This is a genomic window from Dechloromonas sp. ZY10 (genome assembly GCF_041378895.1).
Classification (GTDB): domain Bacteria; phylum Pseudomonadota; class Gammaproteobacteria; order Burkholderiales; family Rhodocyclaceae; genus Azonexus; species Azonexus aquae.
The window spans coordinates 2941325-2965238 of the sequence record NZ_CP144212.1 but is presented as its reverse complement, the minus strand read 5'-3'; the positions used below and the strand labels follow the sequence as shown (position 1 = coordinate 2965238).

At 63.1% G+C, this 23914-nt stretch carries 20 protein-coding genes; 8 read left to right on the top strand and 12 right to left on the bottom strand.

Going from position 1 to position 23914, the window contains the following annotated elements; genetic code table 11:
• Positions 1 to 33 precede the first annotated feature (33 nt).
• From holA to leuS, 3 genes are all read right to left on the bottom strand, one after another.
• Positions 34 to 1059 (bottom strand): DNA polymerase III subunit delta, encoded by a 1026-nt coding sequence (gene holA / locus VX159_RS13540; RefSeq protein ID WP_371323412.1) that lies wholly within the window; start codon positions 1057 to 1059, stop codon positions 34 to 36.
• Positions 1059 to 1589 (bottom strand): LPS assembly lipoprotein LptE, encoded by a 531-nt coding sequence (lptE, locus tag VX159_RS13535; RefSeq protein ID WP_371323411.1) that lies wholly within the window; start codon positions 1587 to 1589, stop codon positions 1059 to 1061. Before lptE ends, holA begins: the two co-directional genes overlap by 1 nt.
• Before the next feature lie 89 nt (positions 1590 to 1678).
• Positions 1679 to 4294: a leucine--tRNA ligase gene (gene leuS, locus VX159_RS13530; RefSeq protein WP_371325529.1), complete on the bottom strand. Its 2616-nt coding sequence runs from the start codon at positions 4292 to 4294 to the stop codon at positions 1679 to 1681.
• Positions 4295 to 4393: 99 nt separating this feature from the next.
• On the opposite strand from leuS, the gene VX159_RS13525 reads away from it, so the two are divergent.
• Complete coding sequence (locus VX159_RS13525) at positions 4394 to 5284, top strand: FecR domain-containing protein (protein WP_371323410.1); 891 nt, start codon at positions 4394 to 4396, stop codon at positions 5282 to 5284.
• 72 nt (positions 5285 to 5356) lie between these two features.
• Here VX159_RS13525 and VX159_RS13520 read toward each other — a convergent pair whose 3' ends face one another.
• Positions 5357 to 5698, bottom strand: a complete 342-nt coding sequence (locus VX159_RS13520; RefSeq protein ID WP_371323409.1) for a hypothetical protein — start codon at positions 5696 to 5698, stop codon at positions 5357 to 5359.
• Between the two features lie 246 nt (positions 5699 to 5944).
• Here VX159_RS13520 and VX159_RS13515 point away from each other — a divergent pair, with 246 nt between their 5' ends.
• The 4 genes from VX159_RS13515 (at position 5945) to VX159_RS13500 (ending at position 11261) form a co-directional block, all read left to right on the top strand.
• A complete protein-coding gene (locus VX159_RS13515; protein ID WP_371323408.1) occupies positions 5945 to 8122 on the top strand; it encodes a UvrD-helicase domain-containing protein in 2178 nt (725 codons plus the stop codon).
• A 167-nt stretch (positions 8123 to 8289) separates the two neighbouring features.
• Positions 8290 to 9264: a quinone oxidoreductase gene (locus VX159_RS13510; RefSeq protein ID WP_371323407.1), complete on the top strand. Its 975-nt coding sequence runs from the start codon at positions 8290 to 8292 to the stop codon at positions 9262 to 9264.
• 39 nt (positions 9265 to 9303) lie between these two features.
• The gene (locus VX159_RS13505; RefSeq protein ID WP_371323406.1) at positions 9304 to 10638 is read left to right on the top strand and encodes a TAXI family TRAP transporter solute-binding subunit; all 1335 of its coding nucleotides are present in this window, start codon (positions 9304 to 9306) and stop codon (positions 10636 to 10638) included.
• Positions 10635 to 11261, top strand: a complete 627-nt coding sequence (locus tag VX159_RS13500) for an AAA family ATPase (RefSeq protein WP_371323405.1) — start codon at positions 10635 to 10637, stop codon at positions 11259 to 11261. Before VX159_RS13505 ends, VX159_RS13500 begins: the two co-directional genes overlap by 4 nt.
• 94 nt (positions 11262 to 11355) lie before the next feature.
• Here VX159_RS13500 and VX159_RS13495 read toward each other — a convergent pair whose 3' ends face one another.
• On the bottom strand, positions 11356 to 13401 hold the full coding sequence (locus VX159_RS13495) for a methyl-accepting chemotaxis protein (RefSeq protein ID WP_371323404.1): 2046 nt from the start codon (positions 13399 to 13401) through the stop codon (positions 11356 to 11358).
• Positions 13402 to 13546: 145 nt separating this feature from the next.
• Positions 13547 to 14455, bottom strand: coding sequence for a LysR family transcriptional regulator (locus VX159_RS13490; RefSeq protein ID WP_371323403.1), 909 nt, complete (start codon positions 14453 to 14455; stop codon positions 13547 to 13549).
• Positions 14456 to 14562: 107 nt separating this feature from the next.
• Here VX159_RS13490 and VX159_RS13485 point away from each other — a divergent pair, with 107 nt between their 5' ends.
• Both VX159_RS13485 and VX159_RS13480 read left to right on the top strand, forming a co-directional pair.
• Positions 14563 to 15270 (top strand): pirin family protein, encoded by a 708-nt coding sequence (locus VX159_RS13485; RefSeq protein WP_371323402.1) that lies wholly within the window; start codon positions 14563 to 14565, stop codon positions 15268 to 15270.
• A 45-nt stretch (positions 15271 to 15315) separates the two neighbouring features.
• Entirely contained in the window at positions 15316 to 15882 is a 567-nt protein-coding gene (locus VX159_RS13480) for a flavodoxin family protein (protein WP_371323401.1), read from the top strand.
• Positions 15883 to 15924: 42 nt separating this feature from the next.
• Here the strand turns inward: VX159_RS13480 and VX159_RS13475 are convergent, their stop codons facing one another.
• Positions 15925 to 17910, bottom strand: a complete 1986-nt coding sequence (locus VX159_RS13475) for a methyl-accepting chemotaxis protein (protein WP_371323400.1) — start codon at positions 17908 to 17910, stop codon at positions 15925 to 15927.
• Positions 17911 to 18125: 215 nt separating this feature from the next.
• On the opposite strand from VX159_RS13475, the gene VX159_RS13470 reads away from it, so the two are divergent.
• Positions 18126 to 18932 carry a response regulator gene (locus tag VX159_RS13470; protein ID WP_371323399.1) on the top strand — a complete coding sequence of 269 codons (807 nt, stop codon included), beginning with the start codon at positions 18126 to 18128 and terminating at the stop codon, positions 18930 to 18932.
• A gap of 76 nt (positions 18933 to 19008) precedes the next feature.
• Here VX159_RS13470 and VX159_RS13465 read toward each other — a convergent pair whose 3' ends face one another.
• The 5 genes from VX159_RS13465 to ahpC all read right to left on the bottom strand — a co-directional run bounded on the left by VX159_RS13465 (position 19009) and on the right by ahpC (position 23903).
• On the bottom strand, positions 19009 to 19572 hold the full coding sequence (locus tag VX159_RS13465) for a hypothetical protein (protein ID WP_371323398.1): 564 nt from the start codon (positions 19570 to 19572) through the stop codon (positions 19009 to 19011).
• Positions 19569 to 20747, bottom strand: coding sequence for an exo-alpha-sialidase (locus VX159_RS13460; RefSeq protein WP_371323397.1), 1179 nt, complete (start codon positions 20745 to 20747; stop codon positions 19569 to 19571). The genes VX159_RS13465 and VX159_RS13460 overlap by 4 nt, the downstream gene beginning before the upstream one ends.
• Before the next feature lie 35 nt (positions 20748 to 20782).
• The gene (locus VX159_RS13455) at positions 20783 to 21568 is read right to left on the bottom strand and encodes an extracellular solute-binding protein (protein ID WP_371323396.1); all 786 of its coding nucleotides are present in this window, start codon (positions 21566 to 21568) and stop codon (positions 20783 to 20785) included.
• A gap of 84 nt (positions 21569 to 21652) precedes the next feature.
• The gene (gene ahpF, locus VX159_RS13450; RefSeq protein WP_371323395.1) at positions 21653 to 23218 is read right to left on the bottom strand and encodes an alkyl hydroperoxide reductase subunit F; all 1566 of its coding nucleotides are present in this window, start codon (positions 23216 to 23218) and stop codon (positions 21653 to 21655) included.
• A 121-nt stretch (positions 23219 to 23339) separates the two neighbouring features.
• Complete coding sequence (gene ahpC, locus VX159_RS13445) at positions 23340 to 23903, bottom strand: alkyl hydroperoxide reductase subunit C (RefSeq protein WP_371323394.1); 564 nt, start codon at positions 23901 to 23903, stop codon at positions 23340 to 23342.
• Between the last annotated feature and the right edge of the window lie 11 nt (positions 23904 to 23914).

The window sequence follows — 23914 nt, the reverse complement described above, 5'->3', positions numbered from 1 at the left end:
TCCCTTTTTTTCGCGTCGACCGTGGCAGGGACATCAACTGGATTTTTGCTTTGGTCGCGACTCGCAGAGCATTAGTCCCAAGCGCAGCAACTCCTCCCAGAGGTTACCGCGACCGATGCCCTTGATAATTTTGTCGATTGTAGCGGCATGCGCTAACGCTTGCATTAGGCCTTGTGTGTGGAGGCGCTGCAAGGCCTTCTTGAATAGTATTTGACGCGGCCCCCAGACCTTGGCATCACGCAGCAGTGCATCGTGCGGCAAATTGCGGTCGAGTCCGGCACGGATCGTGGCCAGGGCGCGAATCTCCTCGGTCATCGCCCAGAGCACCAGCGGCGGAGCTTCTCCTTCGTGCATCAGGCCGTCCAGAGTCCGTTTGAAGCGTCCCAGATCACCCTGCAGCAGGGCTTCGCGCAGGCCGTCGAGATCGTAGCGGGCAACGTTGAGCACTGCTTCGCGGACTTGTTCCGGACTCAGTTTGCCGCTTGGGTAGAGCAGGGCCAGTTTCTGGATTTCCTGGTGGGCGGCCAGCAGATTGCCTTCGACGCGTTCGGCGATAAAGGTCAGGCTTTCCGGGGCGGCGCTTTGCTGCTGGCGGCGCAGTCGGCCAGCAATCCAGCCCGGTAGTTCAGCCAGCGGCGGTGCGTTGAGCTTGACCGCAACACCGGCCGTAGCCAGAGCGACGAACCAGGCCGCTTTTTCTTCCTTCCAGTCGAGCTCGGGGAGGGTGATCAACAGCAGGTTGTCGGCTGACAGGTTCTGGCACCAGGCCTGCAAGGCGCTGCTGCCGTCCTTGCCCGGCTTGCCGTTGGGAATCCGCAGGTCGATCAGCTTGCGGTCGCCAAACAATGACAGGTTGCCGCCGGCGGCCAGCAACTGGTTCCAGTCGAAGCCGGGCAGCACGGTCAGCACCTCGCGTTCGCCATAGCCCTGCTGGCGCGATTTCTGGCGAATGGCATCGGCGGCTTCGAGCACCAGGAGCGGCTCGTCGCCGTAGAGTACGTAGAGGGGACGCAACTCGCGTTCGAGGTGCGCGCCGAGCTGGTCGCCCTTGAGTTGCATCAGTCCTCGTCTTCTTCCTTGGTGACCTTGGGTTTGATGATGGCCAGCCGGCGCATCACCTGATTGACCAGGTCGCTGGTCATGTCGCGCCAGAGCAGGCTTTCTTCAAGATCCTTGGCAAGCACGTTGGAATCGTCGAAAGCGATGTCGCGGGTCAGGTTGACCTCGTTCGGCGCCACCAGCACCTTGCCTTCCGGTGTAATCACCCGGAAGCTGTAAATCAGTTGCAGGCGATATTCGCGCACGCGGCCCTGGGCATTGACGCTGAGGATGGTCTTGCTGCGCTGATCGGCCACCTGCTGGAAAATGGCCTCAGCCTCCAGCGGGTTGTCGGTCAATTCGGTGTTGCCGGTGGCGTTGATGTAGCGTTCCAGCCAGATGCGGACATCGGCAGTTTCCGGCAGCGCGATGTGCAGCGATTGATACGGCAGCTTGGCGCTTTGCGCGCCGCGCAGGCGAAAACCGCAGCCCGCCGTCAGCAGCAGACCGGCGGCAGGAAGCAGGGTGAGCAGACGGCGGCGAGTAAGCATGTGTTTTCGCGGGGTGATTGCGGGTGATTGGCACTTGGCACTGCCTGATGGGCGGCGGATGACCGGCCGCTCACCAGGCAAGGTGGCACTTACACCACGATATTGACCAGGCGGCCGGGAACGACGACGACCTTCTTCGCCGGCTTGCCTTCCATGAACTTGACGGCGCCTTCCGAGGCCAGCGCAGCGGCTTCGATGCTCGCCTTGTCGGCTTCGGCGGCGACACGGATGGACCCGCGCAGCTTGCCGTTAACCTGCACCATCAGCTCGATCTCGTCCTGCTTGAGCGCAGCCGGGTCGGCCTTGGGGAAGGCGGCGAGGCCGGCATCGGCGCCCGGTTTGAGTTCGCCGTAGAGCGCCTGGCCGATGTGCGGCACGATCGGGAACAGCAGCAGGGTCACGGCTTCGAGCAGTTCTTGCGCCAGCGCACGGCCGGCGGCATCGCTCAAGTCGGTTTTGTCGTAGGCGTTGAGCAGTTCCATCACCGCAGCGATGGCGGTGTTGAACTGCTTGCGGCGGCCGTAATCGTCGGCGACCTTCTGCATCGTCTGGTGCAGCTTGCGGCGCAGATCGGTTTGCACGGTCGACAGCGTTTTTGCCTCGATTTCTGCGTTGACCGTGCCAGCCTGCACGTGGTCATGCACCAGCTTCCACAAGCGGCGCAGGAAGCGGAAGGCACCTTCGACGCCAGCGTCGGACCATTCCAGCGACTGGTCGGGCGGCGCCGCGAACATCATGAACAGACGCGCGGTGTCGGCACCGTACTGCTCGATCAGCGATTGTGGGTCGACGCCGTTGTTCTTCGACTTTGACATCTTCTCGGTGCCGCCGATGATCACCGGCTGGCCGTCGGCCTTGAGCGTGGCGCCGGTCGGGCGGCCGCGTTCGTCGGTGACGACATCCACATCGGCCGGGTTGAGCCACAGCTTCTTGCCGTTTTCACCTTCGCGGTAGAAGGTCGGAGCGACGACCATGCCCTGGGTCAGCAGGTTGGCGAAGGGCTCGTTGAGTTGCAACTCGCCAAACAGGCCGACATCGCGCATCAGCTTGGTGAAGAAGCGCGAGTACAGGAGGTGGAGGATGGCGTGTTCGATGCCGCCGATGTACTGGTCGATACCGCCCTTGCACCAGTACTGCACGCGCTCATCGACCATGGCCGTGGCGTTGTCCGGGCAGGCGTAGCGCAGGAAGTACCAGGACGACTCGAAGAAGGTGTCCATGGTGTCGGTTTCGCGCTTGGCGTCGCCACCGCACTTCGGGCACTTGCACTCGTAGAACTCGGGCATACGCGCCAGCGGTGAGCCGGCGCCGGTGATCTCGACATCTTCCGGCAGCACGACGGGCAGTTGCTCGTCCGGCACCGGCACGTCACCGCAAGTCGGGCAGTGGATGATCGGGATCGGGCAGCCCCAGTAACGCTGGCGGGAAATCCCCCAGTCGCGCAGGCGGAACTGCACTTTCTTCTCGCCGAGGCCCTTGGCGGCCAGATCGGTAGCCACGGCATCGACTGCGGCTTCATAAGCGAGGCCGTCGTACTTGCCGGAATTGACGCAGGTGCCCTTCTGCTTGTCACCGTACCACTCCTGCCAGCCGTCGAGGCTGAAGCTTTCGCCGTCGGCGGCGATGACCTGCTTGATCGGCAGATCGTACTTTTTGGCAAAGGCGAAATCGCGCTCGTCATGCGCCGGTACGGCCATCACCGCACCATCGCCGTAGCTCATCAGCACGTAGTTGCCGACCCAGACTTCGACCTGTTCGCCGGTCAGCGGATGCGTGACGAAAATGCCGGTCGGCAGCCCTTTCTTTTCCATCGTGGCGAGGTCGGCCTCGGCGACGCCGCCCTTCTTGCATTCTTCGATGAAGGCGGCGAGTTCCGGATTGTTCGCGGCGGCGCGGGTGGCCAGCGGATGCTCGGCGGCGACGGCAACGAAGGTGACGCCCATGATGGTGTCGGCGCGGGTGGTGAATACCCACAGCTTTTCGTCGGCATTGTCAGCCAGCGGGAAGGCGAAGCGCACGCCGGTGCTCTTGCCGATCCAGTTCTTCTGCATCAGGCGGACCTGTTCCGGCCAGCCGGGCAGATTGTCCAGTTCAGCCAGCAGTTCTTCGGCGTAAGCAGTGATCTTCATGTAATACATGGGGATCTCGCGCTTTTCGACCAGGGCGCCGGAGCGCCAGCCGCGGCCGTCGATCACCTGCTCGTTGGCGAGCACGGTGTGGTCGACCGGGTCCCAGTTCACGGTGCCGAGCTTCTTGTACACCAGGCCCTTTTCATAGAGGCGGGTGAACAGCCACTGTTCCCAGCGGTAGTACTCGGGGGTGCAGGTCGCCAGTTCTCGCTGCCAGTCGATGGCGAAGCCGAGCGACTTGAGCTGTTGCTTCATGTACTCGATGTTGGAGTAGGTCCACCCGGCCGGCGCGACGTTGTTGGCCAGTGCGGCGTTTTCGGCCGGCATGCCGAAGGCGTCCCAGCCCATCGGCTGCAGCACGTTATAGCCCTGCATCTTGTGGAAGCGGGAGAGCACGTCGCCGATGGTATAGTTCCGCACGTGGCCCATGTGCAGTTTGCCCGACGGGTAAGGGAACATCGACAGGCAGTAATATTTGGGGCGGCTCGCGTCTTCGACGGCACGGGCAGCGGCGGTCAGATCCCAGTGAGCCTGGGCGGCGCGTTCGATCTCGGCCGGGGTGTATTTTTCCTGCATGGACATGGGCTTGAATTCAGTCGGTGGTAAGCGGTTCGGTTGGACGATGCGACAAGGCAAGACCGGCCATTATACCTTTTCAATTCGCGGGAGAATTCGATGCAGCGGATGGCTGTGCTGGCAGCAGTGATTTTTGCCCTGGGGGGCGTGTCGACCGTGGAAGCGGCTGCCTCGGCGCGGATTGACGCCGCGCAGGGGCCGGTCTGGCTGGAGCGCCATGGCGAACGGCAGCCGGTGCTGGCCGGGATGGAATTGCAGAACCGCGACCGGGTGGTCACCGGTAGCGGCGGCAGGGTGCTGGTGCGGCTGGCCGATGGCAGCGCGGTCAAGGTCGGCGAGGACGGCAGTTATGCCTTCAATGCGATGCAGCAGCAGACACAGCGCGGACGGCCACATTTTGCTGCCGCCATCGATGTCGCCAAGGGAGCGTTTCGCCTGACGACTGAAATCTTCCATAAATATCGCAGCGACCGGACGATCAATGTTCGCTCCGGTACCGTGACCATCGGCGTGCGTGGCACTGACGTCTGGGGGCGGGCTGCGGCTGATCGAGATTTTGTCTGTCTGCTTGAAGGAAAAGTCGTCGCTACCCATCCGCAGGCCGAGCCGGTCAGCCTGGATACGCCGCTGGCCTTTTATGGCGCCGAGCGCGGCCAGGCACCGGGGCCGGTGCAGCAGGCCAGTTCCGAGCAAGTCGCGCAGTGGGCCGGAGAAACCGAATTGCAGCCGGATCGTGGGGTGCAGCAGGCGGGCGGGCGCTGGCAGTTGCGCTATGGCCCGTTTACCAAAGATGCGGTGCTGGCGCATTACGACCGCCTGCGTGCCGCCGGCTATGCGGCGCGGATCGAGCCGCGTGCGGCGGCCGAGGGGGGCTACGCCTATCGTTTGAAATTCGAGCAGCTGCGTTCAGAAGAGGACGCGGCAGCCCTGGAAATTCGTTTGGCCAACGTTGATCGGGACTTGCCGGCTGCCGACGTGCGGCGTCGGTAAACGCACAGAGCGGAAACGGCCAAACAGTTTCCGCTCTGCTCAATGGGTTATCCGGCGTCGCCGGACTCGGGCTCAGGCTGCGTGGGCTTGCGGATACAGGCTTTCCCAGGCGTTTTGCCAGTAGCGATAGGTGTTCTGTGCGGCCATCAGCGACAACAGCGACATCCGCGTCTGATGGCGCCAGACCCAGGTCAATTGCGGGGCGGAAACCAGCTGGTAGGCCGGGCGCTCGCCGATTTCGTCTTCGACCAGCGCGAGCAGGCGCTCGACGGCCAGGCCGCAGTATTCGGAGCCTTTGCTCTTGCCGGTCAGGTACTCGGCCTCAGAGGCGGCGCGGCGCCACAGTTTCAGTGCCAGTTCGTCGCTGATGCCGGCCTTTCGGGCAATCCAGGGAAGCATTTTCGGGGCGTTCATGGTGGGATTCTCCAGTTGTGGTTCAGCATCCGTGGCGGTAGCCACTTTGCGGGATCAGCCTTGTGGGCCATTTTTTTGTGCAGTGCACTATGTTTGTCGCCAGTATACTGGCTGCTCGCTTTTTTCCTGTTGCAGTTTGTGACGGAACGTATTGTTGCGTTGCACAATAACAACAACTGTGGCGGGCGGCTTCCCCTCTGGGTTGACCGGATATTCTACGCCTTTAGTAATAGTTTGGATTGATTTATGTCAGACCTTCTTGCCCACTTGAATCCGCCGCAATTGCAGGCGGTCACCCTGCCGCCGGTACACGCCCTGATTCTTGCCGGTGCCGGTAGCGGCAAAACCCGGGTGCTGACGACGCGGATCGCCTGGCTTTTGTCGACCAATCAGATGAGTCCGCATGCGGTGCTGGCGGTGACCTTTACCAACAAGGCGGCCAAGGAAATGAGTGCCCGTCTGGCGGCGACCGTGCCGTTCAACATCCGCAGCATGTGGATCGGCACCTTCCATGGCCTGTGCAACCGGATGCTGCGTGCGCATTTCCGCGAGGCCGGCCTGCCGCAAACCTTCCAGATTCTCGATAGCGGCGATCAATTGGCCATGGTCAAGCGCTTGCTGAAGAACCTGAATGTCGACGACGAAAAATACCCGCCGCGCGAGTTGTGTCACTTCTTCAATGCCCACAAGGAGCAAGGGGTCCGTGCAGCCCAGGCTGAGGCGTACGACAGCTATACGCAAAAGCGCGTCGAGCTGTATGCCGAGTACGAGGCCCAGTGCAACCGCGAAGGCGTGTGCGATTTCGCCGAATTGCTGCTGCGCTGTTACGAACTGCTGTCGCGCAACGAGCCGCTGCGCCAGCACTATCAGGCGCGCTTCCGCACCATTCTGGTCGATGAGTTCCAGGATACCAACCGCCTGCAATATGCCTGGCTGCAACTGCTGGCCGGTGGCGGCGCCAGTATTTTCGCGGTCGGCGACGATGATCAGTCGATTTACCGCTTCCGGGGTGCCGAGGTCGGTAACATGCGCGAATTTGAACGCAACTACGCTGGCGCGAATGTGATCCGCCTGGAACAGAATTACCGTTCGCACGGCAACATCCTGGCAGCGGCCAATGCGCTGATCAAGAACAACAGCGACCGCCTGGGCAAGAACCTGTGGACCGATGCCGGCGACGGCGAGCCGATCCGCGTCTATGACGGCTATTCCGATCTCGATGAAGCCCGCTTTGTGGTCGACGAGGTGCGCGAGTTGATCCGCGACGGGGTTAGCCCGCTGCAGATTGCGCTTCTGTATCGCTCGAATGCCCAGTCGCGGGTACTCGAACACGAATTGTTCACCCGCGCCGTGCCGTACAAGGTCTATGGCGGCTTGCGCTTTTTCGAGCGTCAGGAAATCAAGCATGCGCTGGCCTATTTGCGCCTGCTCGGCAACCCCGATGACGATACCGCCTTCCTGCGCGTGGTCAATTTTCCGACCCGTGGCATCGGCGCCCGTTCGCTGGAAAGCCTGCAAGGGCTGGCCCACCAGTTCAATTCCAGCCTCTACAACGCGGCGGCTTCGCTCTCGGGCAAGGCCGGGCAGGCAGTCGGTGCCTTCATCCGGCTGATCGAAGGTCTGCGCCAGGAGTGTGAAAAACTGCCGCTGCCCGAGATCATCGAGCATGTGTTGGACCGTTCCGGTCTCAAGCAGCATTACCAGAGCGAGAAGGATGGCCAGGAGCGGCTGGAGAACCTGGATGAACTGATCAACGCCGCCGCCACCTTTATTGATGACGACGGCGTGGTGATGAGCGTCGAAGGCGAGGGCGGGGCTTTGGCCTCCTTCCTCGCCCATGCCTCGCTCGAAGCCGGAGAACACCAGGCCGGCGAAGGTCAGGAAGCGGTACAGTTGATGACCGTGCATGCGGCCAAGGGGCTGGAGTTCGATGCTGTCTTCATCACCGGTCTGGAGCAGGGATTGTTTCCGCACGAAAACGCAGTCAGCGAGGGCGAGGCAGGGCTGCAGGAAGAGCGACGCTTGATGTACGTGGCAGTGACCCGCGCCCGCAAGCGGCTATACCTTTGTCATGCGCAGAGCCGGATGCTGCACGGACAGACGCGCTATTGCACGGTGTCGTCCTTCCTTGAGGAAATCCCGCAGGAGCTGCTGCGTCACCTCGGTCAGCGCCCGACTGGTCGTGCCGTGCCGGGGGGCGGCTGGAGCGCCGGAAGCAGTGCCCGGAGCACGGCCGGATCGACCGAAAATGCCCTGCCCAACGGCCTGCGCATTGGCCAAAGCGTCGAGCACGCCAAGTTTGGCGCCGGGGTCATCGTTGCCAGCGAGGGGCGCGGCGCCGATGCCCGGGTGCAGGTCAATTTTGGCGGTGCCACCGGGATGAAATGGCTGGCACTGGAGTACGCCAAGCTGACGCCGATCTGAGGCTTGCCGTCGCAGCAGCGGAAAAGTGGCGATTTGTACGGTCGACCGTAAAAATCGCCGTTTTCGCTTGTGGGGCACGGTGGAAGGGCAGCGACGGCGGTGATACTCTCCAGCATTCGGCATAAGCACGGTTGCCGGCGACCGATAAAAAGCAGGAGGAGATGACCATGACCAGAGCGATTCGTTTCGAGCGGGTGGGCGGCCCCGAAGTGTTGCAATTGCAAACCGTCGAGCTACCGCCGCCGGCAGCCGGCGAAGCGACGATTCGGCACGCGGCGATCGGGCTCAATTTCATCGACGTTTACCATCGCACCGGGCTTTATCCTCTGCCTTTGCCGTCCGGGATCGGTCTCGAGGCTGCCGGCGTGGTCGAGGCGGTCGGCGAAGGCGTGACCGAGGTTGCCGTCGGCGATCGCGTCGCCTATGCCGGCGGTCCGGTCGGGGCCTACGCCGAAGCGCGCAACCTGCCGGCGCACCGGCTGTTGCGGCTGCCCGACGAGATATTCTTCGATACGGCGGCAGCGATGATGCTGCAAGGCCTGACTGCCGCCTACCTGCTGCGCCGGACCTACCGTGTGCAGCCTGGCGACGCGGTGCTGATCCACGCTGCGGCCGGCGGGGTCGGCCTGATTGCCTGCCAGTGGGCACGCGCGCTCGGGGCGACGGTGATCGGCACCGTCGGCTCGCCAGCCAAGGCCGAACTGGCACGGGCGCACGGTTGTCAGCACGTGATCGACTACAGCCGCGAAGATTTCGCTGCCCGCGTCCGCGAAATCACCGGTGGTGAGGGGGTGGCGGTGGTCTATGACGGTGTCGGCAAGGATACTTTCGCCGGCTCGCTCGACAGCCTGCGGCCGCTGGGGATGATGGTTTCTTACGGCAACGCCTCGGGGCCGGTGCCGCCGGTGGACCTGATCCAGTTGTCGCAGAAGGGCTCGCTGTTCATCACCCGGCCGACGCTGATGAGCTACACCGCTCGCCGCGAGGACTTGCTGGCGCTCGGTGACGAGCTATTTGCGGTGGTGGCCGACGGGCGGGTGCGGATCGAGGTGCATCAGCGCTATGCGCTGGCTGATGCGGCGCACGCGCACCGTGATCTGGAGGCACGGCGAACCACCGGTTCAACCATCTTCCTGCCGTGATTTTTGTGCCGCCCACTTTTTCCTGAATCCTAGCCGCTCATGATGGCCAAACTGAAAGCCAGCCTGCTCTCCTTGCGGGACTTGTTCGCCACCGCCTGGTGGATTTTTCTGATCGCCGGCATCGGCTTTGCCGTTGCCTACCAGTTTGTCGAGCCGGCGCCACCGACGCGGATCGTGATCAGCACCGGCGGCAGCAGCGGCGCCTACTATCAGTTTGCCAACCGTTACGCCGCGCTGCTGGAAAAGAACGGAATCACGCTGGAAGTACGTACTTCGGCCGGTTCGCTGGAGAATCTGGAGCGATTGAAAAACGACGAGGCCCAAGTAGCGTTTGTCCAGGGCGGGGTGATGAGCGTGCCGAGCGATCCCGATGCAGTCGAGGAGAGCGGTCTGCTGTCGCTGGGTAGCCTGTTTTACGAGCCAGTCTGGGTCTTTTATCGTGGCGAACGCTTTGCTCGACCCTTGTCGCGGCTGGCCGAGTTGCGCGGCAAGCGGGTAGCAATCGGTCCCGAGGGCTCCGGCGTTCGCCAGTTGGCGACCCAGTTGCTGGCCGCTAGCGAAATCCCCCAGGGGGAATTGCTGGTGCCGCTGACCGGACAGAAAGCCGCCGATGAGTTGGTTGCCGGCCGGCTCGATGCCGTTTTCGTGATCGCTGCCGAAAAGGCGCCGGTGGTGCAGACCCTGTTGCGCAGCGAAGGAATCAGGGCAATGGGCTTTGCCCAGGCCGATGCCTATTTGCGGCGTTTTCCCTTTCTCAGCAAGCTGACCTTGCCGCAAGGCGTGGTTGACTTGGTGCGTGACCTGCCGGCGCAGGACGTGACCCTGCTCGCGGCGACCGCCAACCTAGTGGTCCGCGACGACCTGCACCCGGCGCTGCAGTCGCTGCTGCTGCAGGCCGCAGCGGAAGTGCATGGCAAGAGCGGCTTCTTCAATCGGCATGGCGAGTTTCCCGCCTACAAGGATCAAGGGCTGCCGCTGTCGGCCGAAGCCGCGCACTTCTTCAAATCCGGTCCGCCCTTCCTGCAGCGTTACCTGCCGTTCTGGCTGGCAGTGCTGATCGACCGGCTGATGGTCATGCTGCTGCCGCTGATCGCCTTGCTGATCCCGCTGTTGAAGGTTGCGCCGGCGATCTACACTTGGCGGATTCGCTCCAAGGTGTTCCGCTGCTACGGCGAGTTGCGTTTTCTCGAAGAGGATCTGCGTCAGCATTTTGACCCGACGCGGCTCGGCGAGTACCGCCAGCGGCTGGACGCGCTTGACGAGGAGGCGAGCAGCCTGCGCGTGCCGCTCGGTTTCACCGATCTGGTCTATACCCTGCGCGAGCACGTCAATCTGGTGCGCGGCATGCTGCTCAAACGGGAGGCGCAGGCATGAAAGCCTTTCTGGTTGCTAATCCCAAGGGGGGTTCCGGCAAAAGCACGCTGGCGACCAATCTCGCCGGCTATTTCGCCAGCCAACGGCAGGAAGTGATGCTTGGCGATATCGACCGCCAGCAATCGGCGCGCGAATGGCTGCAGACGCGGCCGTTCGAACTGCCGACCATCGACACCTGGGAGATCGGCCCCGATCATATTGCGCGACCGCCGAAAGGTACCTCACATGTCGTCCTCGATACCCCGGCGGGGCTGCACGGCAAGGCGCTGGAAAAAGTGCTCAAGCTGTCGACGCGGGTGATCGTTCCGGTCCAGCCGTCGATCTTCGACATGCGCGCGACGCGCGCCTTCCTCGAAGCTTTACTCGACGAAAAGGCGGTCCGCAAGGGGCGCGCCGATGTCGCGGTGATCGGCATGCGGGTCGATGCGCGGACGCGGGCGGCCGGAGAACTGGAGCGCTTTCTCGCCGGTTTCGAATTGCCGGTGCTGACCTACCTGCGTGATACCCAACTCTATGTCCAGACTGCAGCGGCCGGGATGACCCTGTTCGACCTGCCGCCCAGCCGGACGGCGCGCGATCTGGAGCAGTGGCAGCCGATCATCGACTGGGCCGAAGCCAGCTGACGGGAAAAAGCACCGTTTTCACGGTCGACCGTGAAAATCAGTAAAAAAGGCGGTGGCCCTCGCGGGCTCCGCCTTTTTGCCGTTGCTGCTTGGTTCAGGTGCGGAAGCGGGCGACTGCGTCGCGCAGGTCGCCGGCGAGTTGCAACATCGCCCCGGCCTGTTCCCGATTGCTGTCGGAGGTGCCGGCGTTTTCGCCCGCCATTTGCGAGATGTGTTCAACCTGGCGTGAAATGTCGCCGCTGGCTGCAGACTGCTCCTGGGTGGCGCTGGCGATGTCGCGGACGACGACTTCGGTCTGGCCGTTGTTTTCGTCAATGGTCGCCAGTACCGAGCCGATCCCGTTGATCCGTGCCATCCCCGCATCCATGCGGCTGCGCACGTCCTGCATTTGCTCGGCGGCACGACGGGTCTCGTCGCTGATGGCAGTGATCATCGCGGCGATTTCCTGCGTCGAATGGCCAGTCCGTTCGGCCAGTTTGCGCACCTCGTCGGCGACCACGGCAAAGCCGCGTCCTTGTTCGCCGGCGCGGGCGGCTTCGATGGCCGCGTTGAGCGCGAGCAGGTTGGTCTGGTCGGCGATTTCGCGGATGGTGCCGACGATACTGGAGATTTCCTGCGATTTGGTGCCCAGTGCAACTACCCGTTCGGCGCTGCTGTTGAGTTCCTGAGCCAGGGCATTGAGGTCGGTCATCGCAGCATTCACCACCTGCCGTCCATCGCTGGACGAATGGCGGGCCTGTTCGGCCAGGCGGGCGGCTTCGCGGGCATGGTCGGCGACCTGCCCGATGCTGACCGACAACTCTTCGACGGCAGCAGCCATTGCCGAAGCGGCATGGCTTTGCTGGGTCGAGGCATGGGCGACCCGGTCGGAGGACTGCTCCTGTTCGCGTGCCGTGCCGTCGATCTGCCGGGTGGCGCTGGCAATGTTGCCGATCAGGCTGCCCAGGGTTTGCAAGGTGGCATTGAGTTCGCGGGCCAGGACATCGACTTCGTTGCGACTGCCATCTGCTCCCTCGGCAAAGCGGACTGCGATATTGCCGCGCTCAAGTTCGCGCAGGCCATTGACGACACCAGCCAGCGGGGCGAGGCCGCGATTGATCGCAAAGAAGAGGATGGCAATGATCAACAGGCCGGAGGCGGCTGAGGCGGTCATCAGCAGGTTGCGCAGGCGCAGCGATTCCTCGACGAATTCGTCCACCGGGCCGGTGGCGCCGATTACCCAGTCCCATTTGGCCGAGTGGATGAAGATCATCAGCTTTTGTTCGCTGCGATTTTCACCCGCCGGCCAGTCATAGGTCAGCGTCCCTTCCTTGTCGCGAATCAGCGGGCGGCTGACGCTTTTGACGTACTCCGGCAGTTCGGTGTCGAGCTTGCCTTCCAGCTTGGGGTGCAGCGTGAAGCGCACGGCATCCGATTTCGGTTCCTGGGCAACGGCGAACAGATAACCGGTCTTGGCCAGCTTGATCCGTCGCATCTGTTCGCGCAGGGCGCGCAAGCCGGCCTTTTCCAGGTCCATGCGCACGGCAAAGGCGGCAATGACCCGGCCCTCGCTGTCGCGCAGCGGGCTGTAGCCGACCATTGCGTATTTGCCGTCACGCAGCGCCAGATCGATGACCGTTTCGCCGGCCAGCAGCTTTTCCTTGAGATTGACCCGGGTCGAGGGCATCAGCGGCTTGCCCATCAGGGCGGTGGCCTGCTTGCCGCCAAGAACGCCGGCGATGTAGAAGAAATCGTCCCCTTTGCGAACCAGGAGCGCATTGTCGGTTTCGCTCTGGGCGTAGAACTCCGCTGCCAGATCATGGTTGCCGTTGAGCAGATGGCCGTTGTGTCGCAACTGCGGCAACTGGTTGTCGCCCAGCGTGTGGAGGTCTTCGCGCAGTTCCAGGCGGCCGCCATAGATGCGCAGCAGTTGCCGCATCGCCCGCTCGGCGCGGGCCTGCTCGTTGTCGTAGGCCAGGTCGAGCAGCGCGCGGACCGAGCCGATCTGGCGGGTGATTTCCTCGCTGGCGCCCTTGAGGGCAAATTGCGTTACCTGGCGGTTAACCACGAAAGCGAGGGTGATGGTGACGATGAGGACGATGCTCGCGGCGAGCAAGGCCAGGTAGGTGGCCAGCGGCAGCTGGCGGAAACGGTTGAACATGCGATCTCCGGGGGCAACCCTGGGTGGGGCAGGGTGTGGTCGACCATCCCCCGGTGTTGCCTGTTTTGTTTTTTGGTTTTGTAGGTTTTTTATCGCCCGAAGTATTACACTTTTCTTTCGTTTTTTTGATTTTTTGTAAGCTTTTTTAGAGCCCCTGTGTCAGTTGGGCGACGTTTTTCGGGTCGTTCAGCGCCTCCAGAAACCAGGTGAGCGCCTGACCCGGTTGCCGGCTTCGCCAGGCGATGTGGCAAGGCGTGGGCGGGCGCGGCTCGGCCAGTTGTAATTCGACCAGGCGGCCGGCGGCGATGTCTCCTTCGGCCAGCCAGCGTGGCAGATGGCCGATTCCCAGGCCGGCGATCTGGGCCGCAGCCTTGGCGCGCATGTCGGGAACGCGCAGCACCGGCTGGCCTTCGTGCAGCCAGGTGGTGCGGGCGCGCAATTCCTGCGAGGTGTCGGCAATCGCAATCGCCCGATGGCGGCGCAACTCCTCGGTGGGAATCGGCGTGGTCCAGGCGGCCAGCGGATGGTTGGGGGCCGCCAGAGGGAGTAATCGGGTGAAGGTCAGCGCTCGGGTGGCAATGCCGCCACGCGGTGGCAGGTCGCCGGGGGCGCCGATGGCGAGGTCGGCGCGGCCAGTGGTCAGTGCATCCCAGGTGCCGCCCAGAACCTCGTAGGCAATCCGGATCTGGGTGGCATGACCGGCGGCAAAAAAGGCATTGACCATTGGGTAGAGGCGCTCGGCCGGGATCAGCATGTCGACGGCGATGCGCAATTCGGCCTCCCAGCCGGTGGCAACGCGCTGTACCCGGCGCTCCAGTTCGGCTGCCGCGTGCAACAGGTGGCGGCCGTCATCGAGCAGGGTCTGGCCGGCGGCGTTGAGAATTGCCTTGCGTCCTTCCCGTTCGAAGAGCGGAAAGCCGAGTTCGTCTTCCAGCTTGCCGATGGCGTGCGAAATCGCCGAGGGCACGCGATGCAGGGCGTTGGCGGCGGCGCTGAAGCTGCCGTGGCGATCGATCGCATCGAGGATCTGGAGCAGATCAAGGCTGATTTTCATTGGTGAATTTTTTTGAATGTCGATCCCTGAATTATTCGCTTTTTTCTTGATTTGTCGATGTTTATGATTGATCTGGAAACTTCGGAACGATTCACCAGGAGATTGACATGTGGCAACTTCGTCCCGCTGCCGCGCGCGGCTTTGCCGATCACGGCTGGCTGCAGGCCCGGCACAGCTTTTCCTTCGCCGACTACCACGACCCGGAGGAAATGGGCTGGGGCGCCCTGCGCGTGATCAACGAGGACCGGATTGCTCCGGGGCAGGGTTTTGGCATGCATGGGCATCGCGATATGGAGATCCTGACCTGGATCATCGCCGGCGAATTGCAGCATCGCGACAGTCTGGGGCATGGCGGCGTGATCCGCCCCGGCGAATACCAGCGAATGAGCGCCGGGCGCGGCATCCTGCACAGCGAGTTCAACCCGTCGTCGGTCGCTGAAACCCATTTGCTGCAAATCTGGATCGAGCCGGCGCAGCGTGGCTTGCCGGCAAGTTACGAGCAGCGGGTGCTGCCGTCTACGGCCTTTGATGCAGGCTGGTGCCTGCTCGCCTCGCCGGATGCCGAGGCCGGCAGCGCACGGATTCAGCAGGATGCCCGTGTCTATGCTGCTCGCCTGGCGGCGGGTGAGACCCTGACTGCGCCTTTAACCCGGGAGCGTTTGGGCTATCTGCAGGTGATTCACGGTCAACTGCAGATCACGCCGGAAATCATCCTGCACGCTGGTGACGGGCTGAAGATCGCTGACGAATCCGCGTTCCGGATTCGTGCCACCGAGGCCGCCGAATTCCTGTTTTTCGACCTGCCGCCGGCCTGATCCGGCGCCGCGTCGTTTCTTTACCCCAACCTTGAGGAGTTTTTCATGAGCAAGCAAGTTGCCATTGTTTTTCATAGCGGCTATGGCCATACCCAGCGTCAGGCCGAGGCCGTTGCTGCCGGTGTGGCGGAAGTGGCCGGGGTCGAGGTTCGCCTGTACCCGGTCGATGCCTTGGGCGAGAGCGAATGGGCGCAGCTGGATGCTGCCGATTCACTGATTTTCGGTGCGCCCACTTACATGGGCAGCGCTTCCGCCAAGTTCAAGACCTTCATGGAGGCGAGTTCCGGCCGCTGGTATCAGCGGGCCTGGCAGGACAAACTGGCGGCCGGCTTCACTTGTTCGGCCAGCCAGAACGGCGACAAGCTGAATACCCTGGTTGAAATGTTCCTTTTTGCCCAGCAGCACGGGATGCTGTGGTTGGGCTTGGGCTTGTTGCCGGGTAATAACAGCAGCAAGGGCTCGCTCGACGATCTCAACCGGCTGGGCAGCTTTGCCGGCGCGATGGCGCAGGCCAATGCCGACCAAGGGGCCGAGGCGATGCGCGAGAGCGACCTGAAAACTGCTGCAGCGCTCGGGCGCCGGGTTGCCGAGCGGCTGGTCCGCGGCGCTTGATCTGGCGATGACCGGCACGGGCCAGTAGCCCGTGCCGGCGGCTTAAAAGCGGAAGGCAGTGATCGCCTGGCGCAACTGGGTCATGCCTTGCTGCATCGCTTCCGTTGCCTGGCGCGAGGAGTCGGCTGCCGCGTGATTTTCTTCCGCGCTTTGCGCCAGCGCCTCGATATCCCGGGCAATCGAATGGGTCGCGGTGCTTTGTTCGCTGAGCGCGTTGGAAACCTCGCCGACCATCGCTTGCATGTCGCGGATGCGCAGGTGAATCTGCTCAATCGACTGGCCCGAGTCGCGGGCTGTGTTCATCCCGCTGTTGACCTGGCCGACGCTGTGGCTCATCGCGGTGACCGCGTTGGTGATGTCGCTCTGGATGCGGGTGATGGTGGTGCCGATTTCCTGGGTGGCAACCGAGGTACGTTCGGCCAACTTGCGCACCTCGTCGGCGACGACCGCGAAACCGCGGCCGGTTTCGCCGGCACGCGCCGCCTCGATCGCCGCATTGAGCGCAAGCAGATTAGTCTGCTCGGCAATTTCGCGGATGGTGCCGACGATGGTCGAGACCTTTTCCGATTCGCCGCCCAGGTGCTGGATGATCCCGGCCGAGGCGTCGACCCGGCGGGCAATTTCGCTCATTTCCTCGACTGTCCCGGCGACGATCCCCTTGCCGTGTTCGGCCAGGCGCTCCGAGTCTTCGCCGTGGCTCCGGGCGCAGCCGGCTGAGTCGGCGACGTGCTGGACGCTGGTGCTGATTTGCTCGACCGTGCTGGCCAGATGGGCGACGTTGTCGGCTTGATGCGCGGCGGCTGCGGCCACCTGAGCGCTTGCCGAGACCAGTAACTGGGTCTGGCCGTCGAGGCCGTCGATTTGGCGGCCGAATTCGCCGAGCAGCCCGGCCAGCTGGCGGCGGCCCCGGTCGAAGTCATTTAAGGCGAGCGCCAGTTCATCGCTGCCGTCGCAGGCCGTGGCCTGGGTCAGGTCGCCGTTGGCTAGCGCACTGGCTGCCGAAGTCAAGCGGCTCAACTGTTGCAGGATGTCCCGGGTGATGCGCCAGAAAATCGCCGCGCTGGCGGCGAGAACGCCGGCCACCAGCAGGATGGCCAGCAGGCGGGCGTGTTCGGCGGCTTGCTGGCGCGCCTGCAGGCGTTGTTCGAGGTGCGGGAACAATTGCTTTTCATTGAATTCATAGGCCCCGTCGATGGCGCGGGTCATGTCGTCGAAGAAGGCCTGGGCCGGACGCGTGAAGCGGCCAGACAGCAGTTCCTGATGGCCCAGTTCGTGGATCAACGTGCGCCGCTGGCCAATCCGCGTCCGGTAATCGTCGGCCAGTTCGCGCAGTTCGCCGTTGCTGGCTGCGAGCAAGGCTAGCTTGCGCTGGATACGGACCAGCGCCCGGTCGATCTGGCCGAGCAGGATGCGTGTATCGACGATCTGGTCCGGGGTGATTTCGGCGCGCTGCAGAATCCCCGTGCCGAGGGCGCGGAACTGCCCGTAATACTCGATAGTGGCGGGAATGTCGCCGTAGAGCAGGGCTTGCAGCTGAAAGATGTCGGCAGCCGCATCCTGCTGCAGGCCGCTGTAGAGGGCAGTGTGCTCAAGCACCAGCTGCATCTGCTCGATGGCGCGGGTATGTTGGGCGAACAGCCGGGGCTCCGGTTGGGCGACTGCGGCCAGCTGTTTGCTTTCCTCCCAGGCCTTGCGGAAGGCTTCGTAGTCGGTGGTCAGTTCCGGCAAGGCGGCGAGCGCCGGGGTGAGCAGCGGCAGCACGGCATCGACCTCGGCCATTTTGGCGCGGACCTTGGGGGCGCCTTCGCTGTCGCCGCTCAACCATTTATTCGACAATCCGCGCGATTGTTGCATCAGCCGAATGGCGTTGATGGCCGACCGCCAGGGGGTGAGGCCGAGTCCTTCGCGTTGCAGGGCCGAGATTTCCTGGCTGCGGACTTGCAGGTACAGGCCTCCCAGGCAGCCCAGGCCGAGTGCGACCAACAAAAAGACGAGCAGGAATTTGCTTGGAAACTTGAGATTTTTCATTGTTATTGAGCGAATGGCTGTGGCAAGCAGAAGGAGGGGAGGTATATCTATTCATTGGGAATGATGTCTTGATTTAAGTTAATAATTTAAAAACAAAATGTATTTGTATTAATTGCCATATTTATTCTTTTGGCGTGTTCTTCGCCGGGGCAGGCCTTTGCGTCGTGGTGGATACTGCTATAGTTGCCGTTTTCGCATCGCGTGCAGGGGGGAACATGGCGTTGACGATGTCTTTGGCAGATATTGCGGTTCTGTTGGTGGAGCCGTCGCAAATGCAGGCCAATCTGGTGACCCGGATGCTGGAGGGGCAAGGGGTGCTGCAAATCGACCGGGTCGAGTCGGGAAATGCGGCATTGCAATGGCTGGCTGAAAATGCGTTGCGCAACCGCGTGGTGGTCAGCAGTCTGTATCTGCCGGATATGTCCGGAACCGAACTGGTAACCGTGATGCGCGACGATCCGCTGCTCGATGCCTTGCCTTTTATTCTGGTTTCCAGCGAGACCCGGCCGCAGATGCTCGATCCGGTGCGCCAGTCCGGCGCCTGCAGCATCATCGCCAAGCCGTTCAGCGAGGAGCAGTTGGGGCGTGCCTTGTATTCCGCCGCCGATTACCTGAATCCGCCGCAGGACATCGACCCGGCAGAGGTGGCCGGTTTGCGGGTGTTGCTGGTTGATGACAGCCCGGCTTCACGTCGCCATCTGCGTCGCCTGCTCGAAGAAATCGGAATCGAGCGGATAGCCGAAGCCGGTAACGGCAAGGAGGCTGTGGGGGTACTGTCCGATACCATGGTCGATCTGGTGATTACCGATTTCAACATGCCGGAGATGGATGGTCGCGAACTCACCGAGTACATCCGCGAGCAGAGTTGGCAATGCGAAGTACCGATCCTGATGGTGACCAGCGAACAGAACATGGGCCGCCTGGCTGCCGTCGAGCGGGCAGGGGTGTCGGCAATTTGTGACAAGCCTTTCGATGCCGGCACGATCCGCCGCCTGATCGCGAACGCCTTGCCGCAGGACTGAACAAGCAAAAAGCAGCAGTATTCACGGTCGACCGTGAACATGACGCGAAAAGCCGGACTCTCCGGCTTTTCGCGCTTTAAGCCGCCGCTTTGGCGGCGACCCTGCGTAGTCTGAAGCGGATATAGGTCTGGCGACAGCCGAGGCCAAATGCGAGCAGCAGCAGCAGCGGGTCAAACAAGGCGTCCCACAGGTTGGCGTGCAAGCCCAGCGCATAGCTGGCGAGGTCGACGGCAAGTATGCCCAGCCACATCGCCTGCCGTTTCCAGAAGAGCACGGCGGCCACCGGGATCAATGCCGCGAGCAGCGGCCAGGGCTGGTAGCCGAGCGCGTAAGGATCGAAGGCGCTGGCTCCGAGCGCCGGCAAGTAAAACCAAGGCGCAAACAGCAAGAGGCCCCGCGCAATCGGCCAGGTCAGCGGTGATGGGGTGCGGTTGGCCAGCTGCAGCAGCGCCAGCAGCAACAGCGTTGGCGACGGGGCGCCGAAGATTCCGTGCAGGGCTGGCGCAATCCCGCCGATCAAGGCGATGGTGGTGGCGGCCAGGCCGATGCGCGGACGGAATTCGCCGAGCGGTAGCAGCGCGGCAAAGGCACCAAAAATCAGGCCGTGGGCCAGCAGGCCGTAGGCTGCGGCAAGGGTCATGGCTGCCCTCCGTCGAGCCAGGCTTCGCTGAAGATGGCGTGTTTGATTCCCTGGCGGCGCCAGGTGTAGGCCAGGTGGATGCGGCCATCGGGGCCGAGCAGCAGTGCCGGGTAAGAGAATTCAGCGCCGCCGTCGGGGGCGCTTTCGGCGGTGCGGGCCAGGGTCCAGGTTTTGCCTTCGTCAGCCGAGAGCCACAGGTGCAGGTGGGTCCGCCCGTCGTCACCGTTGCCGGCGAGCAGCAGCCTGCCGCTGGCCAGCCGGAGCATGGCCACCGAGGCATTGGGATTGGGCAAGGGCAGGTCGTCGCCGTTGGCGCCGCCGGTTTCCCAGGTCAGTCCAGCATCGCCGGTGCTCGCAACGCGGATGCGCCCCGGGCCAGGGCCGGCATCGCGCAGTAAGGCCAAGGCCCTCTTTTCATCGAGGGCAACCACGGCCGGTTGCAGGCTGCGCACCGGATGGGCCATGCGCGTCTTGTCGATTACCCGGCCATCGCGGTCGAGGCGCAGCCATTCGCCGTGCTTGGCAACGAACTCGTGGTAGGCCGGCAGGCCGTAGCCGCCATCGGCCAGCGGCAGCGGCGGCGTACGCACCAGAGTGCTGATGTTGAGGAAGGGCGAGGTGACCAGCTTGCTCGGCTTGGACCAGGTTTCGCCACTGTCGTCGGAAAAGATGTGGTTGAGCGAACTGCCGGCCCAGCCTCCGAGTGCAACACTGACAAACCACAAGTGGACGCGTGCGCCATCGGTGAACAACACCGGGTTGCCCAGTTTGCGGATATTGGTGAATAAGGCGCCGGCAGTACTTTCCCGGTTGGCCAGCGCTTGCGGCTTGCTCCAGCCATTTTTGTCGAGGCGGCTGAGCCAGATCGTGACGTCGGCGGCGCCTTCCCGGCTGCCGGCGAACCAGGCTGCCGCCAGTCGGCCGTCGGGGAGGAACGTCAGGGTGGCGGCGTGGGCCGAGGCCGCAGCTTGCGGTAGCATCGCGCTGGCAAAAAAAGCCGGCAAGGAAACTGCCGCCGTCGCAGGTAGAGTATGGGCGCGGGCTGCGAAGGCCGGCGCCGGGGCCGCCGGAATACGCCAGAAGGCTGCCGCCAGGGCGCCGATGAACCCGGCCGCAGCCAGCCACAGCAAAAATCTGGAACGGCTCGGGATGGCCGCAGTGGGAAGGTTCGACATGGGGCCGGATTCTAACCCGGCCCTCGGGCGCCAGCTTATTTTGCCACCGCCGTCTTGTTGTCGAGGAAGCCGTGCTTGCGGAAAATCGCCTGGCCTTCTTCGCCGGCCGCGTAGTTCATGAAACGACGGGTGACGTCCTTATGCTTGGACGAAGCCAGCAGGTTGAGCAGCAAGGCCTGCGGCTTGGCCAGCTTGGGGTCGAGGTCGATCGCGTCGACCAGTGGTGCGTTGTCCGGGAAGAAGGCGGTGGCGCGCCAGCTCATCGCCAGGTCGGCCTCGCCTTTTTTCATCGCGTTCATCAGGCTGCGCGAGTCGGGCACCAGGAAGGCGGCCTGCTTGACCACTTTGGGATAAATGCCGAGGCTGTCGAGGATGCTTTTCGCCTCCTGGCCGACGCTGCCGGATTCGGCGTTGCCGAGCAGGGTGACGAGGTCGCGGCGGAGCAATTCGCGTGGGTCGCCCTTGATCTTTTTCGGGTTGCCCTTGGCGACAACCAGCGCCATTTGGTTGTAGCCGACCGTGACGTAGTCCCCGAGCAGGCCTTCAGCCAGATGCTTGGCGCGGTAGCTGGGTTCGCCCGGCAGGTAGAGGTCGCCGACGCCGCTGCGCTTGGCCGCCTGATAAAGGTCTTCCGAGCCGCCTTGCGACAGCGCAATCTTGACGTTCTCACGCTTTTCGAAGGCCTGGATGATTTCACCCATCGGCCGGACCATGGTGATGCCGCAATACAGCAGCAGTTCCGGCTTGCCTTGGGCTTGCGCCGCCGGGCCAAGCAGACTGAGGGCGGCAAGCAGTGACAGTTTGAGAAAGTGGCGACGCATCAAAGCCTCCTGAGCAAACGCGCAAAGACCTTGATTCTATCGGCCTTTGCGCGTTGTTGCAGGAGAGGTGTCGGAGAGCTGGGCTCAGGCCGGGGCTGAACTGCGGATCAGATGGTCGAAGGCGCTGAGCGAGGCAGTGGCGCCAGCGCCCATGGCGATGATGATCTGCTTGTAGGGCACGGTGGTGCAGTCGCCGGCCGCAAAGACTCCGGGTACGTTGGTCTGGCCCTTGGCGTCGATCACGATTTCGCCGAAGCGCGACAGTTCGAGCGTACCCTTGAGCCAGTCGGTGTTGGGCAGCAGGCCGATCTGGACGAAGATGCCTTCGAGTTCGACGGCTTTTTCCTCGCCGGAGACGCGATCCTTGTAGCGCAAGCCATTGACCTTCTGCCCGTCGCCGGTGACTTCGGTGGTCTGCGCCGACTTGATCACGGTGACGTTGGGCAGGCTGTAGAGCTTGTTCTGCAGCACCGCGTCGGCGCGCAGGGTGTCGGCAAATTCGAGCAGGGTGACGTGGGCAACGATGCCGGCGAGGTCAATCGCGGCTTCGACGCCGGAGTTGCCGCCGCCGATCACCGCCACGCGCTTGCCCTTGAACAGTGGGCCATCGCAATGTGGGCAGAAGCAGACGCCCTTGGCCTTGTATTCTTTCTCGCCAGGGATGTTCATCTCGCGCCAGCGGGCGCCGGTGGAGAGGATGACGGTTTTGGCCTGCAACTTGGCGCCGTTTTCCAGCTCGATCCCGACCAGACCGCCGTTTTCTGCGGCCGGAATCAGCTTGCCGGCACGCTGCAGGTTCATCACGTCGACGGCGTATTCCTTGACGTGCTGTTCCAGCGAGGCGACCAGCTTGGGGCCTTCGGTATGGCTGACCGAGATGAAGTTTTCGATCCCCAGCGTATCCATGACCTGGCCGCCGAAGCGTTCGGCGAGCACACCAGTGCGGATGCCTTTGCGTGCGGCGTAGATCGCCGCTGCCGCACCGGCCGGGCCGCCACCGACCACCAGCACGTCGAAGGCTTCCTTCTTGCCGAGTTCTTCGGCAGCGCGAGCGGCAGCGCCGGTGTCGACCTTGGCCAGGATTTCCTCGATCAGCATGCGGCCGGCGCCGAATTCCTCGCCGTTCAGGTAGCTGGTCGGCACGGCCATGATCTGGCGCGCTTCGACCTCGCTCTGGAACAGCGCACCGTCGATCATCGTGCTGGTCACATTCGGGTTGAGCACTGCCATCAGGTTGAGTGCCTGGACCACGTCCGGGCAGTTGTGGCAGGAGAGCGAGATATAGGTTTCGAAGTGGAAGGGGCCGGGCAAGGCCTTGATCTGCTCAATCACCGTCGGCTCAACCTTGGGCGGATGGCCGCCGGTCTGCAGCAGGGCGAGGACCAGCGAGGTGAATTCGTGACCCATCGGCAGGCCGGCAAAGTGAATGCGCGGCGTTTCGCCGGGCAGGCCGACGGCAAACGAGGGGCGGCGGCTGGCATTGCCGTCTTCGCGCAGGCTGACCTTGGGCGAGCAGGCGACGATCTCGGCGAGCAAGGCCCGCATTTCGCCAGCCGCGGCGCTGTCATCCAGCGTGGCCACGAGTTCGATCGGGCGTTGCAGGCGTTCGAGGTAGGCGGTCAATTGGCCTTTGATCTGACTGTCGAGCATGTGGCTTCTCCCTGGCTGAATTTCACTGAAATGTCACGGTCGACCGTGACATTTCGCTGAAATCCCGCCGCCGGGTAGCGGCGGGTTTCTGTTTTTATATATCTCTGTTGGTGGCTGGGGCTTAGATCTTGCCGACCAGGTCAAGCGACGGGGCCAGGGTCTTTTCGCCTTCCTTCCACTTGGCCGGGCAGACTTCGCCCGGGTGAGCGGCGGTGTATTGGGCAGCCTTCAGCTTGCGCAGGGTTTCGGACACATCGCGGGCGATTTCGTTGGAGTGGATTTCAACGGTCTTGATCACGCCGTCCGGGTTGATCACGAAGGTACCGCGCAGGGCCAGGCCTTCTTCCGGGATATGCACGCCGAAAGCGTTGGTCAGGGCGTGGGTCGGGTCGCCGATCAGCGGGAACTGGGCCTTGCCGACGGCCGGCGAGGTTTCGTGCCAGACCTTGTGCGAGAAGTGGGTGTCGGTGGTGACGATGTACACCTCGGCGCCAGCCTTCTGGAATTCAGCGTAATTGTTGGCGGCGTCTTCGATTTCGGTCGGGCAGTTGAAGGTGAAGGCGGCCGGCATGAAAATCAGGACCGACCACTTGCCCTTGAGGCTGGCTTCGGTGACTTCGATGAACTTGCCGTTGTGGAAAGCCTGGGCCTTGAACGGTTGAACTTGGGTATTGATCAGCGACATCTGGGACTCCT